Raw genomic sequence first — 16,551 nt, forward strand, 5'->3', positions numbered from 1 at the left:
TTTTATGGGAAGATGAACTCTGATTCAATTATTTTTAAAAATAAGGCTAAATAATTAACATCTAATTAAAGCTTTGTTAATCAGCAGATTAATTAAAGGCTTTTCAGAATTTCTTTTCCATCAACGGATTGTGTGAAAATCAGATAATGATTTCCGCCGTCATTCAGCTTGTATTTTTTCTTGATTTCTTCCGGTTTTAGAGGATAATTTTTGGAAATAATATTGTACTTCTCTCCTTTTTTCAAATCTTTAGCCTCGGTTTTTTCTATTTCTAAAACTCTTCCAGGGAAATTTTCGATTTTGTTTTCTGAAGTATAAAAATGTGTATTTGGATGCAGTTTTTTCAATCCGAATTGTTCTGAAATAATATTAAATGCGCCAGCTTTTAAAATTGAATTGTTTGGAATATAGAGGAAATTCAAACTTCCTGAGAATTCTGACTTTGCCAATTTTTCGTCATTGAAATTGAAAGAAAATCCTGGTTCATCAGATTCGAGATTGATACATTTAATAGTTGTCGGCTGTTGGCTGTCAGTTAATGGATTATTTTCTATAGTTAAAAGGAGTTCTTTCACTTCATTTTTAACCGCAATAATTTGAATTTCAGTAATATTTTTTAATTCTGAAATGAGATAAGAAATATCAATCAAAGGTGATAATTTGACAATAATTTTGTCTCCAATCGAATGTAATTTTTCTTCTATTTCTAATAGATTTGGTGATAGATCTTCAAGTAAAAATTTCTTTTTGTTTTGCTGGTCTCTTCTCGCTGGGTCAAGATAAACGACGTCAAACTTAGTAGAATTGTCAGTATGAGGCTCTCGAAGACTTTCTAAAAACACTTCCAAATTTTCATTAATGAAATGGGCTTTTCGATTTAATACTTTCCAATTATTTTCAACGATTGAAATCAATTCTGGATTTTGTTCGATTAATGTTACTTCATCAAAATTCTTAGACAAAAAATAGGCATCAATCCCGAAACCACAAGTTAAATCAAGAAAAGATTTTCCTTTAAGATTTTGAGCTTTATATTTTGCAGTTGATTGAGATGAAGCTTGTTCCAGATTGAGATTTGGAGGGAAAATAATTCCTTCCTTTAATAAAAATGGAAACTTCTTCTCAGCTATTTTTTTGCCTTTAACTTGTTGCACAATTTCTTGAATCGTAACATCAGAAAATGGCGATTTTTTCAATAATAATTTATTTAAATCAGAATTGAGATTTTGATTGATATAATTTTGAATATCAGAAGAAATTAATTTTGAAAAATCCATTGATTATTATTTAAACCGACTTCATATTGTCGCCATCTCTAAAATTCAGTCTTCTGAAAACTAGACCTGAAAGTATCGTGAGAAACCCTACCACCAAAAATGTGTAACGAAACGCCGTGTGAACCTGATTTTTAACTAAAGTCGTGTCGCCTTCAAACAATTTTAAAACAATCAAACCAAATGCAATCCCAAATCCAACCGCAAACTGTTGATTAACAGAAACCAGAGAATTGCCACTGCTATTTTGGTAAGGTCGCAGATCAGCAATAGAAATCGTATTCATCGACGTAAATTGAATCGAATTAAAAAATCCTAAAATCAACAAAATCGGAACAAACCAATAAATTGAACTGTGGACACTCGGAATCGCCAGACAGCAAATCAAAATTCCGATTGTAAACGTATTGACCATCAAAGTTTTGCGGTAGCCAAATCTATCCAAAATCCCAATGACAAAAGATTTTCCGAACATTGCTGTAAGAGCCATCGGTGCAATAATCCAACCAGAAGTGAGCGCCGATTTTCCATAAGCAATCTGAATCATTAACGGAACTAAAAGCGGAATGGAACTAATGCCTAGTCTTGTTGCCAGATTTCCTAAAATCCCAACCCTGAATGTTCGGACTTTAAAAAGATTCAATGGAAAAATAGGGTTATTGTCTGTTTTCGCGTGTTTGTAATAGAAGTAAAGCATCAGAAAACCCAGAAAAAATATCATCAAAACAGGTGTAATATTTTGAGCATTTCCCAATAATTCCAACGCACTTGAAAGTAGTAAGGAAGCCAAAGCAAAAATCAGAAATCCCTTTAAATCAAAATCGATGACGGGCGATTTATAATTCGGCATATATTTTAAACTAAGAATAATTCCCAGAGCTCCTATTGGAATATTAATCAAAAAGATCCAGTGCCAACTGAGATAATCTACCATATACCCACCTACGACAGGCCCCATTACCGGTCCAATCAATGCTGGAATGATGGCGAAATTCATTGCTTTCAAAAGTTCATTTTTATTGAAAGCCCGAATCAATGCTAATTTCCCAACCGGCGTCATCAAGCTACCACCAACTCCTTGAATCACTCTGGAAATTACCAATTCGGTAAGATTTTGTGACAACGAGCAAAATAATGAACCTAGCGAGAAAACAAATAAAGAAAGAATGAATATTTTTTTAGTTCCGAATTTATCCGCCAAAAATCCGCTCACTGGCATAAACAAAGCTAAAGTCAGAACGTAACTAATGATAGCATTTTGCATATCCAAAGGCGATTCCTGCAAATCTCGGGCAATGGAGGGTAATGATGTATTTAGAATTGTAGAATCCAGCATCTGCATAAAAATCGCGGTTCCTAAAATCAAGGGAAGAAATTTTTTAACAGAATCGGTAGTTATATTTTCGTTCATAATTATCAAATAAAAAAATCCGCGTAATGCGGACCTAATCTATACCAAAGGTTCTTGTTGACTTAAACAGTGGAAACTTCCCAATCCCCAAATAATATCGGTAGAATCGATTCCCACGACTTCTCTATCAGGAAAACATTTTTGGATGATTTCTAAAGCCAATCCATCTTTATCGCATCTGTAAGTTGGCACAATCACTGATTTGTTAGCGATGTAAAAATTGGCGTAAGAAGCTGGTAATCTTTGTCCGTCACAATACACTGGGTCTGGCATTGGAAGCTTGATGATATTAAGTTTTTCGCCGTTTAGCAAAGTCATTTCTTCTAGTTGGCGAAGGTTTGTTTGAAGAATTTCATAATTATCATCTTCAGGATTATCTTCAATCACTGTTAGAACTGTATTTTCATTTACGAATCTGATGGTGTCATCAACGTGACCATCTGTATCGTCACCTACAATTCCGTCATCTACCCAAAGAACTTGCTTTTGTCCGTAATATTTTTTCAGAAACTCTTCTACTTCTTCCTGCGAAAGATGTGGATTTCTGTTTTCATTAAGCAGACAAGATTTTGAAGTCAAAACTGTTCCGGCACCGTTGAATTCAACAGAACCACCTTCCATAATAATTCCAGGATACAAAACAGGCAATCCTTTTTCTTCAGCAATTTTTGTCGGAATCACATCATCTAATTCGAATGGCGGATATTTTCCTCCCCACGCATTGAAGCCCCAATCAACAATGATTTTCTTTGGTTCTTCTCCGTTCTTATTTACTAAAAAAGCAGGTCCGTGATCTCTGCACCAGGCATCATTGGTTTCGTGAAAGTAGAATTCAACTTTAGAAATATCCGCTCCGGCTTTGGAAATATGCTCCATTGCAAAAGCCTGCATCTCTTGGTCTTTGACATTAATGCACACAAATTCACCTTTGGTTAATTCAGCAATGAATTGTGCATAAGCAGGGTAAATCAAATCGATTCTTTCTGGCCAGGATTCTTCTTTATGCGGCCAAGACAACCAAGTTGCTTCGTGTTCTTCCCATTCTGCGGGGAAAGTGTATCCATTTTCTAACGGATTAAAATCTTTATCTATAACCATTAATCCTCGTCAATAAAACGTTTTGTAATCGGCGAATAAGTTTCAATTCTTCTATCTCTAAGGAATGGCCAGTGCTTTCTCATATAATCGGTCTGGGCAAGATCAACTTCTGTTACCACAACTTCTTCTTTATCGTGAGAACCAAGATATAAAAGCTTTCCTTGAGCATTGGTCACAAAACTTCCGCCCCAGAATTTCATTGCACCATCTTGCTCAAATCCTACTCTATTGACAGAAACTACCGGAACGCCATTTGCAACTGCATGAGAACGCTGAATTGTCTGCCAGGCATTGTATTGATCTTGATTGGTTTCTTCATCCTGGTCGGTTGCCCAGCCAATTGCTGTTGGGTAGAACATAATATCTGCGCCCATCAACGCAGTGATTCTTGAAGCTTCCGGATACCATTGATCCCAACAAATCAGTACACCAATTCTTCCGAATTTTGTATCAAAATTTTTATAACCTAAATCGCCTGGTGTGAAATAGAATTTTTCATAAAAAGCAGGATCATCCGGAATATGCATTTTACGATATTTACCAAGATAAGTTCCGTCAGCATCAATAACAGCCGTTGTATTATGATAAAGACCTTGTGCTCTTTTTTCGAATAATGAAGCGATGATTACAACGCCCAATTCTTTAGCAACAGGAGACAATGCATCTGTTGAAGGACCAGGAATTGGTTCCGCCAATTCGAAATTATCATAGTCTTCTACATCACAAAAATACAATGATGTAAAAAGTTCCTGTAAACAAACAATTTGAGCTCCTTTAGCAGCAGCATCTTTTATCTTTTCAATGGCTTTGTTCAGGTTTGACTGCTTATCAGCAACGCAAGACATCTGAACTGTTCCGATTTTAACCTTTGACATTATTTTAAAAATTTTTACAAAAATACTAAGATTCTAGGGAATCAAAAATTCAACCAAAAGATTTAGGGTAATATTTCTAAAAATTAATTTCCTCATCTATAATTTCTATGCTTTAAAACTGTTAATTCCTTGGGAAACTTTACCTTTGTATCAAATAAAAATGGTACAGAACTATGATGAATTATCACACCAGAAAGTGGATCAAACCAGAAGACCTAAACCCAAACCATTCTCTTTTCGGAGGAAGACTGTTGCAATGGATTGATGAAGAAGCAGCACTTTATGCGATTATCCAGCTAGAAAATTCGAGGGCAGTAACAAAATATATTTCTGAGATCAATTTTGTGAGTTCGGCAAAACAAGGCGACATTATTGAGATTGGAATTGAAGCAGTGGAATTTGGTAGAACCTCTTTGACACTAAGATGTGAAGTTCGAAATAAAATGACACATCAAAAAATTATTACGATTGACAAATTGGTTTTTGTAGCTCTTGGCGAAGATGGATTGCCAAAACCGCACGGAAAAACAAAAATCGAATATGTTGAGGATCGACTTTATGTTAAAAATACGAATCCAGAATTATAATAGAATCTAAACCAGATTCTATTTTTTTAGTCCGATATTTCAGCAAGGTTAAATTATCTCTTCCAAAAATTTTAATTAAATTCGTGAAATTTTAAAAATTTAAAATGAAAAAAATTCTCTTATCAGCTTTTGCATTGTCAACAGTAATGACATTTGCTCAGCAATACGGAGGGATGTGGATTCCGACAGAAGTTAATGAAAAAGAAATGAAAGAACTTGGAATGAAAATCTCTGCCAAAGATATTTTCAATCCGGAAAAAGCAAGCATCAAAGATGCCGTAGTTCAGTTTGATGGTGGTTGTACTGCGGAAATCATTTCGGGAAAAGGATTGTTATTGACTAATCATCATTGCGGTTATGATAATATCCAGTCTCACTCAACCGTAGAAAATGACCTTTTGACCAATGGATTCTGGGCAAAAGATATGAATGGAGAATTACCAAATCCTGGAGTGACTGTAGATTTCATTACTGATATCAAAGAAGTGACAAAAGACATTCTTGCAGGAACTAACGGTCTAACTGTAAAAGATCTTGATGCGAAAATCAAACAAAATACAGACGCTTATATTGCTTCTCAAAAACCAGAGAGCTATCAGAAAATATCCGTAAGGTCTATGTATTATGGTAATAAATATTATGCTTATGTCATAGAAACTTACAAAGATATCCGTTTGGTTGGCGCACCGCCTTCAGCGATTGGAAAATACGGTTCTGATACAGACAACTGGGTTTGGCCAAGACATACGGGAGATTTCTCTATGTTTAGAATCTACGCCGATAAGAACAACAAACCTGCAGAATATTCCAAAGATAATATTCCCTATACACCGAAACATTTCTTACCAATTTCTATCAAGGATAAGAAAGAGGATGATTTCACTTTTGTTTTCGGATTCCCAGGAAGAACAACGGAATATCTTCCTGCTGTAGCAGTTGAAAAAATTATGACGGAAATTGATCCGGCGATGATTTCTGTGCGTGATGTCACTCTTAAAACGCTTGATGAAAAAATGAGAGTGGACAACGCTACAAGAATAAAATACGCATCTAAGTATGCAAGAATCTCCAACGCCTGGAAAAAATGGCAAGGTGAAATCGAAGGTCTTAAAAAGTCTAATGCTGTTGGAAAAAAACAGCAATATGAGCAATCTCTGATTTCTAAAAATCCGGCAATCAAAACAACAATTGACGGACTTAACAAACTTTATAATGAGCAAGCACCTTACGCCTTGAACAGAGCTTACTACAGTGAGTTGCCAAGAAATGCTGAAACTTTGGCTCTAGGAAGTTTATTTGGGAGTTATGTAGAAGCTGTAGAAAATGGAACTTCTTCTCAGAAATCTTTAGATAATCTGAAATCGAGATTGTCTGAAATTTATAAAGATTATGAGAGCAGTCTTGATGCAAAAGTAACTGCAAAAGTGATTGCACTTTATGCCAACAAAACACCTCAGCAGTTTTTACCAGCTGGTTTTGAAAATTATAAAGATGTGAATCAAAACATTACAACCATAGAAAATTGGGCGAAAAACTCTGTCGTGATGGGAAGCGGAAAAGTGAATGGCGCAACAGTTTATTCTGATATTAATAAAGTTTTTGCAGATCAGAATGCTTTGGTTCAAGCGCTTAAAAATGATCCAATTGTTCAGCTTTACGCATCTATCAAAGGAACTTATGTAAAAACAACGCACGATAAAGTGACGTCTTATCAAACTGAAATCGATGCTTTGCAAAAACAGTTTATGGCTCAGCAAATGGAAACAGATAAAGACAGAAAATTCTTTCCAGATGCCAATTCTACTTTGCGTGTAACTTATGGAAAAGTGAAAGGTTCTAATCCACGAGATGCTGTTACTTATGGTTATCAAACACATCTTTCTGGTGTGATGGAAAAATATATTCCTGGAGATTATGAATTTGATTTGCCTAAAAAACTAATCAATCTTTACAACACCAAAGATTACGGAATCTATAAAGATAAATCAGGCGATGTTCCGGTTAACTTTACAGCAACCAATCACACCACTGGTGGAAACTCCGGAAGTCCGGCTTTGGATGCTTACGGAAATCTAATTGGCCTTAACTTCGATAGACAATGGGAAGGCACGATGAGTGACATCAATTATGATCCTAAATTGTGTAGAAATATAATGGTGGATACAAAATATATCTTGTTTGTGATTGATAAATATGCTGATGCAAAATGGTTAATCAACGAGATGAAAGTTGTGAAGTAATTAAATATTAAATTAAATAGAGCTTTGCCAAAGATGATTATCTTTGGCAAAGTTTTTTTCCAATGAGCTTCAAAACCAAATTTTTCCGAATTGTCAACCCAATAACAAAGATATTCTCCTTTGAAAAATTTTTTGGTTCATTACCTTTTGATAATTTGATTTTGGTTTATCATTTGGTTTCTGATGAAGATGTAAAACATGTCAAACATCTTTTTCCTTACCGCTCTGTCAGACAGTTTGAAAAAGATCTCGATTTTCTGTCAAACCATTTTGAATTCGTTAATTGGGAAGATTATCTCAATCAAAAGAAAACTTCGAAGCCAAAACTTCTATTGACTTTTGACGATGGTTACAGCGAGTTTTATGACATCATCTCTCCTATTCTTCTCCGAAAAGGAATTTTCGCTATTAATTTTATCAATCCAAAGTTTATTGATAACAAAGAATTGATGTGGCGGAACAAAGCCAGTTTGATTGTTTCGGAAATTATTGAGAATGGAACTTTTCAAGAAAAGATGCACAAATTAACCGGAGATGAATTAAACGAAATTGTTTCTTCAATCTTAAGTATCAATTTTGAAAATCAAAATCAGTTGGATGAAATTGCCAATCATTTAGAAATCAATTTTGAAAACTATCTCCAAAACAATCCAGTCTATCTAACTACGAAACAATTAATCAAACTAAAAAAAGATGGTTTTGGAATTGCCTCTCACGGTTGGGATCACCCGCTTTATAATCAACTTTCTCTAGAACAACAAATCGATAATACACAGAAATCCTTAGATTATATGATAGATAATCAATTTCTGAATGATTCTTTTGCTTTTCCTTTTACAGATCATTTGGTGACAGAGCAATTTTTTGATTTGATTTTTAAACAAAATTCTGATTTAAAATACACCTTTGGAGCGGCAGGGTTAAAATTAGACTCTTATTCTAAAAATATCCAGAGAATTCCGATCGAAACCAAAAATTATTCAGCCGAAGAAATTCTAAAAAACGAAATTATCTATTATCAAATATTGAAAATGCTTGGCAAAAACACGATTAAAAGAAGCTGAAATTATGCTTTGAACAAAGTGTTTGCTATATTTGTTTAAAATTAATGATCGGTGATAAATATTGTTGGATTAAACAAAGCACAGTTAAAAGGATTTACGCAAACTATACAATTCAAAAATTTTGAATTTGCTCCCATTTCTGAACTTAGAGAATCTTCTCACATCCACAATCCCCGCGCTACAGATAAAGATATCTTATTATTTTTAGCTTTTGATGACGATCAACTTGCAGGTTATTTAGGTATTCTTCCTGATGATGTCAATGATAAAAATGGTGAAAAAATCCATTTTGGATGGCTATCCACATTATTCGTTAGCGAAAAACACAGAGGCAAACAGATCGCTCAGAAGTTACTTTACTCTGCTGAAGAAGTTTATGATAAAAATCTAATGATTACCGAGTTTACACCAAGTGCAGAAAGGCTTTACCGTAAAATCGGATTGTTTGAAGATTTGACTTCCAAAAATGCTGTGCGATATTATTACAAATCCAACCTAGCTGAACTTTTACCTACGAAGAAACCCTTTTTTGATAAGAATAAAATCTGGTTAAAACGATTTGATAACCTGATTAATATTTTCATTCCTTATCTCAGCGCTGGGAAAAACAATCTTTATAAAATCACAAAAACGATTGATAAAAGCTTAAATCAATTTCTCATCAATCAAAAGAAAAATCCAATTGCTAGAAACGCAGAAGATTTCCAATGGATTTTAGATTACCCTTGGCTTTCTCAGGAAACGGAGCAATCTAATTACCTTTTTTCTTCATATTCCAAGGATTATGAGATGTTTTGGGTCTCGGTATATCAGAATCAGGAGATTGTTGCGGCGATGCTTTGTTCAGTAAGAAACGGAAATTTGAAAGTGCTTTATTATTTTGGAAATGTAGAATTTGTAGCAGGAATTCTTCCAAAAATCATCAAGAAATATAAAATCAAAATGATGACAATTTACGATGATAAGCTTAACAGTATGATCCAGAAAAATAAAACGCCAAAATCTATTTATAAGCGACCACTAAAAAGAGATTATCTTACTCATAAAGATTTCAAAGAGAAACTCGGAAAAGATTTTAAATTCAACTTTACTGATGGTGACGGCGATTTTTCTTTTACTTAAATAGATCAATGAACATTGATTTGCAATATTTAAATGATTTAATTTTAAAAGGATTAAATCTTCAGCTTTCGGAAATCACTCCAGATCTGGAATGTGAAGAATATTCTGGTTTCAATTTTAAAATTAATCAAACTAAGTTTAAATTCCGAAAGTCAAAACTGACACCTAAGAAGATTGGTCAATTTGTAACCTTTTGGAAAAGAAATTTAGATGGAAAAACGGTTCCTTTTGACGTTTATGATGATTTTGACTTTTACATTATTTCGATTGAAGAAAGTGAAAACTCTGGCTTTTTCATGTTTCCAAAAATTATTCTAGAAAAAGAAAATTTAATTTCCAGCGGAGAAAAAGCTGGAAAAAGAGGTTTCAGAATCTATGCAGATTGGCATTTTCCGAATAATAAACAAGCTGAAAAAACAAAACTCTGGCAAACCAAATACTTCATCAATTATTCTGATTCTGATGATTCTATTTTAAATGAATTTAGAAAAATTACAAAGCTCTAATACTTTACTTTTCACAATCACAATCTTGTCTCCTATGACGCTTCAATTCATTATCCCAAAACGGATATAGCTTGATTGCGATATAAAAATTGGCTGCGTGAAGATGTTTTTGCTTTAATAATAAAGGAAAAGTATTCTCACTTCCAAGAATCAAAGGTCCAATCCTAAAGTATCCACCAAATTGAAGACTTTTATACTCCGACAAAGTTGTAGAAACTCCGTAACCGATAGCAGCTTTCTGTACAGAATAATTGGCATTAAGAATATTGTTTCGTTTGACAGAGTTCTCAAAAAGAGGAACTCTCTGAATCCAATTGAAATTAACAAAATGATTTTCTTTTATTCTTTGACTATAATTTAAGTTAATACTTGTCGGTAAACCAATTTTAAAACCATTACCAACAAAAGATTTGTTTTCGTCACCATAAGCTTCTTTGCTTAATAGTTTTAAATATTGTTCGGGACTTTCAAATTCCTGATCCTCCAGATTGGGATTATTCTGCAACCAAATGGTATTTCCATTAACAAAACTATGATTTAATCCATGTTTGAAATTGACATAACCTAAATCCAAAATATTAAAAGAAAATTTAGTTTGATACTCATCTTCTCTGGGATTTTTATCAATCATTGTAATTCCCAAATCCAAACCCAAACCAGAACCATTTTGCTTATAATCATAGCGTTTTGTTTCTGAATTATAATTGGTAATGTAATTGACAGAAACATTATAATCAGAAGCATAGATGTTCATCAAATCCGGATTATCCCATATCGCAGGCTCTGTTGCAGTTAGTTTTATATTCTGATGACTGATGATATTAGCAGCGTCTAATCCCATTTCGTATTTCAAATTAAGACCAAAAATCCATTGTTTGTCAGAAGTTGGAAAAATTGTTGTTGCCGCATTAAATCCGATTTCATTCCAATTCATAGCAATTGAAGAGAATGGTTCCATTTCGTAAAACTCAGGTTGTTTGATCATTTCGTTACCAAATCGAAGATAGTTGTCCAAATCCAGAACTGAAGCTTGTGATCTCAGTCGGCTGAATAATCCCAGCACATATTTTTTGTCTTTGATATCAGCTGTCATAGAAAATGATGGTCCCATAATATCAGTATTGAACATCAGGCTGGCATTCTCTTTATTATAAAAATCAAAGACACTTGGTTGAGTTTCTCCGGTAATTCCGCGATTTGGGTTGGCTAATTGTATTGGCGTTCCTGCTAAACCTAAAAGACTTTGTTTAGAAATGTAAGCGTAATCGTTCTGAAGAAAAAGATCTGCAGAAACCAAATTTACATCCCAAGGATTTGGATTGAGAAAAGGCTGTGTTGGCGAAAAAATAGCAGAATTAATGCCGCTGTAACTATCATTGGTAAAAGTAAAATTATTCTGGGCTGTAATTTTTACAATACAGAACACAATCAACCCCAAACAAAATAATTTCAACATTTTACAAACCAGTTAATTATAAACTATTTTTTAAAGAAAATATTGTTGAGTAAGAAAATTGTTAAACATAGGATTAATAATGAGTGTTTAATCCGAAAACCAATATGGAAATTGTACTAATTATGATAAAATATGAAATCCTTGCAATCGATTAAACCACTGATATTCAATACTAATATTTTGTAAAATCAAATGTCTCATATTTGTCACCCTCTGTTTTATTGTACAATTCATAATAAAATTTAGATTTATACAACTAATCTGATTGTATTATGAAAAAATTTAAACTTTTAATTATTGGAGCATTTATGATTACAGTAAAAATAAGTGCACAAAGTGAACCATTTGTGGGACAAATTATGTTTGTACCCTACAATTTTGCACCAATCGGCTGGCATGATTGCGATGGATCTGTGGTAAGTATTGCAGAATATTCTACATTATTTCAGTTAATTGGAACAACTTATGGTGGAAACGGGCAGACAACTTTCGCTTTACCAGATATGAGAGGCAGGGTTATTATAGATGATGGAAATGGAGCTGGTCTTAGTCCATATGTACTTGGACAAAAGGGAGGTACAGAAACTGTAACATTAACAGTTAATCAAATGCCATTTCACACTCATAATGTTGTAGGATCTAATTTAAACGGAAATTCTAGTTCGCCAACCAATGCGGTACCTGCTAATACAAGAATATTAGACCCGGAATATTCTAATGCTACCTCCGATACAACTATGAAAGTCAATACTGTATCAAACAACGGCGGATCTCAACCACATAACAATATGATGCCTACTACAGCAATGAAATGTGTCATCGCTACGGAAGGTATTTTTCCATCACAAAACTAAATACTATGAAAACAAGCAAACTATTTTTTTTGATGTTTATGATCGTAATAAACTCAAAACTCTCCGCGCAAGATGGAACACAATACGTTGGGCAAATCGCCTGGGTATCATTTACTTTTGTACCAAATGGCTGGGCAGAGTGCAATGGTGCATTGCTTCCCATACAGCAAAACACAGCTCTCTTTGCCTTATTAGGAACACAATACGGCGGTAATGGAACAACCAATTTTGCACTCCCCGATTTACGAGGACGAACGCTAATTGGCTCTGGAAACGGACCTGGTCTAACACCGCAATCTAATGGAGAAATGACTGGAGAAAGCCAAACAACTCTTAATATTCTTAATCTACCTTCACATAATCATTCTGTAAAAGCTGTGAAAGCTGTTGGTAACAAAAACACGCCAGGAGGCAATCTACCTGCAAACACGGGAGATGAGGATCAAGAATATTCTACTGCTATTTCAGATACTACTTTTAATACTCAAGCTATACAAGCTAGCGGATCTGGTCAGGCTCATAATAATATGCAGCCTTATGGTACTTTAAAATGTATTATTGCTTTAAACGGTGTATTTCCTCCACATCCTTAATTTTAATATTTATATTATGAAAAATAAAAATTTAATTATACTAGGTTTGATATTATTATCAACAAAAAGTTTTGCTCAGTCTACCCCATTTCTTGGGCAGATAGCTTATGTTACTTTTGGCTACGCACCCAAAGGTTGGGCTGAGTGTAATGGTCAAACCTTACCAATTAATCAGAATGTAGCTCTGTTTTCACTTTTGGGGACGACCTACGGTGGAAATGGCAGTACCACTTTTATGTTACCAAATATCCAGGGTAGGGTTATTTTAGGGAATGGTCAGGGACTTGGTCTACCCAATTATTCACAAGGCGATATTGGAGGAGAAGAAAACCACACGGTTACCTTGAACGAGATGCCGGCACATAATCACAGCTTATTGGCTGTTAAAGCCAATGGTAACACCAGTGATTCAAGTTTAGGTGTACCAGCAGATACAAAAACTCTGGACAAAGAGTACAGCACAGACCTCAGCAGTCCAGCTCTTATGAAAAATGATATGCTTACTAGTACAGGAGGTAGCCAACCACATCCGAACATCCAGCCTTACATCACTTTCAAATGTATCATTGCTTTACAGGGCATATTTCCATCAAGACCTTAAAATTTAAACTTATGAAAAAAATATATTTATTATCAACAATATTACTGTCTGTTGTGGTTCTCGCACAGGATATAACATTCAGTGGATGTACCAATTTGTTTGGTGCTGCCAATTATCTTTTTACCAAGGAAACCAATCCCGATACTTATGGCAAAAGAATCTACGTGACGTCGCCAGTAACGGGAGATCAACCTTGCGGAGGTTTGGGAACTTGCGAATTCAAAATACAATGGAATAATACAATGTCAAGATGGGAATTCTTAGCTGACGAAGGTGACGGCACTTTTACCAGCCCATATCTCATATATTATAATTCTACAGGAAGCAGCACAGCACCGAATCCACCAAGTAATAATGTTGGAACGTGGGTAGAAAATACATCTGTTACAGAAGGCGCTTGCGGTGGAAATTTGACGACTTCCAATTCCAATTTTTCGGGTGATGTTCATACAACAACTTTAGCCGTTAATGAAACTGATAGTGGGAAAGCACTTCTATTTCCTAATCCTGTTGTGGATAATATAGGCATCCAAGGTCTTGGAAGTGCAAAAGAATATCAAATAATAGGTATGAGTGGACAAATAATAAGATCTTCAAAATTTGAAAATAAAATTAATGTCAAGGATTTGGAATCCGGAGTTTATCAATTGATAATTATTACGACCGATTCCAGAACCCATCAGTTTAGATTTATAAAAAAATAAATACTATATTTCTTTAGTTTTATAAGTCGGAAGAGTTTTCTTCCGGCTTTTTGTTTTACAAAATGTAAACACTTAAATTTGATTTAAATCTAAAAACAGAAACAATCCATGAGAATACCAACAATCCTCGGAATTATTGAAAGAAGAATGCTTGTCAATTATATTGTTGAACCAAAGTTTGTGGAGAAGATTTTGCCAAAACCATTTAAACCAAAACTCTATAAAGATAAAGCAATTATAGGAATTTGCTTGATACGATTGAAAAATATAAAACCAAAAGGCTTTCCTAATTTCATTGGAATTAATTCAGAAAATGGTGCTCATAGAATTGCTGTAGAATGGGATGAAAATGGAGAAATGAAAGAAGGTGTTTATATCGCAAGAAGAGATACTAATTTAAAACTAAATTCTCTAATTGGTGGCAGAATTTTTCCAGGTAGGCATTATTATGCAAAATTCAATGTGAAAGAAGAAAATCACAATTATCATCTAGATTTTAAATGTTCGGATAATACAACGATAGAAATTGATGCCAAATTAGTCTCTGAATTTAGTTCAAATTCTATCTTTAAATCTATAGATAATGTTTCAGATTTTTTTGAGAAAGGATCGGTTGGATATTCACCTAATGGTAATTGTTTTGAAGGTTTGAAACTCGAAACATACCATTGGGAAATAAAACCTTTGGAAGTTTCAAATGTAAAATCAAGTTTTTTTGATAATCAGGATGTTTTTCCAGAAGGTTCTATTCAATTTGACAACGCTGTTTTGATGGAAAATATAGAACACGAATGGAAATCTCTAAGAAGTATTAAACAAATTTTATGATTTATTAAATTTACCCAGTTTAAAGTATATAATATTTTGAACAATGCCAAAGCAGACCAGCAAATCAAAATTATTGGATTGATGAATGAATTTATAAATAGGGAAATCAAGAATCTGAAAAAACTACGGTTAACAGCTATCGGTTTTTTGGCTTTGATCAATTGTGTCATTCTAGGCTGTTTTGTTTACTTATTCTATCAGGCTTATACCAGTAGGGATATTCAGGAAAACTTTATCAGCTATGTCTTTCCTACGGTTTTATATCTACAGTTGGTTTTAGCATTATGCTTTGTACCACTCATCGTAATCATCCACAGGAGATTCAGAAGTGTTATGAATGAGCTTGCTGATCTTAATGATGAATTTGTCATCCACTATCAGAATTATATCCGATTTATCCAACGGTTAATGACGGTCATTCCTTTGTATCTGTTTTCACAAAAAGGATTATTGGTATTTATGAATTTCAAAACACAATTAATTCCTCCTAACACAATTAATTTTATAAAAATCAAACGTGTAAATTTTGGACGCTTCAGAAAATGCTCGATTTATCTGTATCAGGACAAAACTTTGATCTCTAAAATAACTTATCACAAAAGCCATCCTGCAGAAGCAGAATTTTTGAAACAAAATACTCATCTGATTAACAAAAATGGCGTCAGGATTGAAGATTAAAATAAAATGAAAACACAACTTTTTCCATTCTTTCTATTATTAATTTTGATGAGCTGTGACACCAAAGGAACAGAACATAAGAATATCATCATCTCAAAGGTTCATTACAAACCGAATTCAAAGATTATTGATACACTTTGGGTTTCTCAAAATGATTCTATTATTTTTAGTCAGAAAGAAATCATGATTGGCAATCCAGGTCAAACACCTGAACCAGTCACTATCTACGAATTGATAGAGCCAAAAGATGGTGTGTATTATTATATCTATGATAATGAAGGGAAACTTTTTATGGAGGGCCGTTATGATGCGAAATACACCTACGAAGGCCACACTACTGACCACGGCGATTTCTACAATTCCAAAACCTACAGATACAGAGACAATGGCAAATTGAGAAGCGTTCACTATATGGAGGATGGCAGAAATGTCAAAACGGAATCTTACAACAGAAAAGAACAACTGGATGAAGTCCGATATATTGATAAAAAATCCGAAACTACTACTAAAGTCGAGATGTACGAAAATGGTGAAGTGAAGAAGACCAGAGTCTATACCAGTTTTGATAATTATTATATCGTTCCGGGAGCGACTAAACCATAACATCAAAAACAAAAAAGTGAAGCACTTCTGCTCCACTTTTCTTATTTAAAAATCAAT

At 33.9% G+C, this 16,551-nt stretch carries 17 protein-coding genes; 12 read left to right on the forward strand and 5 right to left on the reverse strand.

What is annotated here, in order from left to right; translation table 11 throughout:
• Positions 1 to 92 precede the first annotated feature (92 nt).
• The 4 genes from KI430_RS03615 to KI430_RS03630 are packed head-to-tail and all read right to left on the reverse strand — an operon-like array spanning position 93 to position 4,658.
• Positions 93 to 1,277, reverse strand: coding sequence for a class I SAM-dependent methyltransferase (locus KI430_RS03615; protein WP_248876910.1), 1,185 nt, complete (start codon positions 1,275 to 1,277; stop codon positions 93 to 95).
• A 10-nt stretch (positions 1,278 to 1,287) separates the two neighbouring features.
• Positions 1,288 to 2,685 (reverse strand): MFS transporter, encoded by a 1,398-nt coding sequence (locus tag KI430_RS03620; RefSeq protein ID WP_248876911.1) that lies wholly within the window; start codon positions 2,683 to 2,685, stop codon positions 1,288 to 1,290.
• Positions 2,686 to 2,724: 39 nt separating this feature from the next.
• A complete protein-coding gene (locus KI430_RS03625; protein ID WP_248876912.1) occupies positions 2,725 to 3,783 on the reverse strand; it encodes an agmatine/peptidylarginine deiminase in 1,059 nt (352 codons plus the stop codon).
• A complete protein-coding gene (locus tag KI430_RS03630; protein WP_248876913.1) occupies positions 3,783 to 4,658 on the reverse strand; it encodes a carbon-nitrogen hydrolase in 876 nt (291 codons plus the stop codon). The genes KI430_RS03625 and KI430_RS03630 overlap by 1 nt, the downstream gene beginning before the upstream one ends.
• A gap of 176 nt (positions 4,659 to 4,834) precedes the next feature.
• On the opposite strand from KI430_RS03630, the gene KI430_RS03635 reads away from it, so the two are divergent.
• The 5 genes from KI430_RS03635 (at position 4,835) to KI430_RS03655 (ending at position 10,177) form a co-directional block, all read left to right on the forward strand.
• On the forward strand, positions 4,835 to 5,245 hold the full coding sequence (locus tag KI430_RS03635; RefSeq protein WP_074235599.1) for an acyl-CoA thioesterase: 411 nt from the start codon (positions 4,835 to 4,837) through the stop codon (positions 5,243 to 5,245).
• A gap of 104 nt (positions 5,246 to 5,349) precedes the next feature.
• The gene (locus KI430_RS03640) at positions 5,350 to 7,485 is read left to right on the forward strand and encodes a S46 family peptidase (protein ID WP_248876914.1); all 2,136 of its coding nucleotides are present in this window, start codon (positions 5,350 to 5,352) and stop codon (positions 7,483 to 7,485) included.
• Between the two features lie 62 nt (positions 7,486 to 7,547).
• Positions 7,548 to 8,549: a polysaccharide deacetylase family protein gene (locus KI430_RS03645; protein WP_248876915.1), complete on the forward strand. Its 1,002-nt coding sequence runs from the start codon at positions 7,548 to 7,550 to the stop codon at positions 8,547 to 8,549.
• Positions 8,550 to 8,600: 51 nt separating this feature from the next.
• Positions 8,601 to 9,671: a GNAT family N-acetyltransferase gene (locus tag KI430_RS03650; protein ID WP_248876916.1), complete on the forward strand. Its 1,071-nt coding sequence runs from the start codon at positions 8,601 to 8,603 to the stop codon at positions 9,669 to 9,671.
• A gap of 8 nt (positions 9,672 to 9,679) precedes the next feature.
• On the forward strand, positions 9,680 to 10,177 hold the full coding sequence (locus tag KI430_RS03655) for a MepB family protein (RefSeq protein ID WP_248876917.1): 498 nt from the start codon (positions 9,680 to 9,682) through the stop codon (positions 10,175 to 10,177).
• 4 nt (positions 10,178 to 10,181) lie between these two features.
• Here KI430_RS03655 and KI430_RS03660 read toward each other — a convergent pair whose 3' ends face one another.
• The gene (locus KI430_RS03660) at positions 10,182 to 11,633 is read right to left on the reverse strand and encodes a DUF5723 family protein (RefSeq protein ID WP_248876918.1); all 1,452 of its coding nucleotides are present in this window, start codon (positions 11,631 to 11,633) and stop codon (positions 10,182 to 10,184) included.
• A 308-nt stretch (positions 11,634 to 11,941) separates the two neighbouring features.
• Between KI430_RS03660 and KI430_RS03665 the strand changes: the two genes are divergently transcribed.
• The 7 genes from KI430_RS03665 (at position 11,942) to KI430_RS03695 (ending at position 16,494) form a co-directional block, all read left to right on the forward strand.
• Complete coding sequence (locus KI430_RS03665; protein WP_248876919.1) at positions 11,942 to 12,487, forward strand: phage tail protein; 546 nt, start codon at positions 11,942 to 11,944, stop codon at positions 12,485 to 12,487.
• Between the two features lie 5 nt (positions 12,488 to 12,492).
• A complete protein-coding gene (locus KI430_RS03670) occupies positions 12,493 to 13,080 on the forward strand; it encodes a phage tail protein (RefSeq protein ID WP_248876920.1) in 588 nt (195 codons plus the stop codon).
• A gap of 46 nt (positions 13,081 to 13,126) precedes the next feature.
• On the forward strand, positions 13,127 to 13,681 hold the full coding sequence (locus tag KI430_RS03675; RefSeq protein ID WP_248876921.1) for a phage tail protein: 555 nt from the start codon (positions 13,127 to 13,129) through the stop codon (positions 13,679 to 13,681).
• A gap of 11 nt (positions 13,682 to 13,692) precedes the next feature.
• On the forward strand, positions 13,693 to 14,385 hold the full coding sequence (locus KI430_RS03680) for a T9SS type A sorting domain-containing protein (RefSeq protein ID WP_248876922.1): 693 nt from the start codon (positions 13,693 to 13,695) through the stop codon (positions 14,383 to 14,385).
• A 108-nt stretch (positions 14,386 to 14,493) separates the two neighbouring features.
• Positions 14,494 to 15,213 carry a DUF2071 domain-containing protein gene (locus KI430_RS03685; protein ID WP_248876923.1) on the forward strand — a complete coding sequence of 240 codons (720 nt, stop codon included), beginning with the start codon at positions 14,494 to 14,496 and terminating at the stop codon, positions 15,211 to 15,213.
• Between the two features lie 36 nt (positions 15,214 to 15,249).
• Positions 15,250 to 15,891, forward strand: coding sequence for a hypothetical protein (locus tag KI430_RS03690; RefSeq protein ID WP_248876924.1), 642 nt, complete (start codon positions 15,250 to 15,252; stop codon positions 15,889 to 15,891).
• A gap of 6 nt (positions 15,892 to 15,897) precedes the next feature.
• Positions 15,898 to 16,494, forward strand: a complete 597-nt coding sequence (locus KI430_RS03695; RefSeq protein WP_248876925.1) for a hypothetical protein — start codon at positions 15,898 to 15,900, stop codon at positions 16,492 to 16,494.
• Positions 16,495 to 16,551: the final 57 nt, after the last annotated feature.

The organism is Epilithonimonas zeae (genome assembly GCF_023278365.1).
In the GTDB taxonomy this organism is placed as follows: Bacteria; Bacteroidota; Bacteroidia; order Flavobacteriales; family Weeksellaceae; genus Epilithonimonas; species Epilithonimonas zeae_A.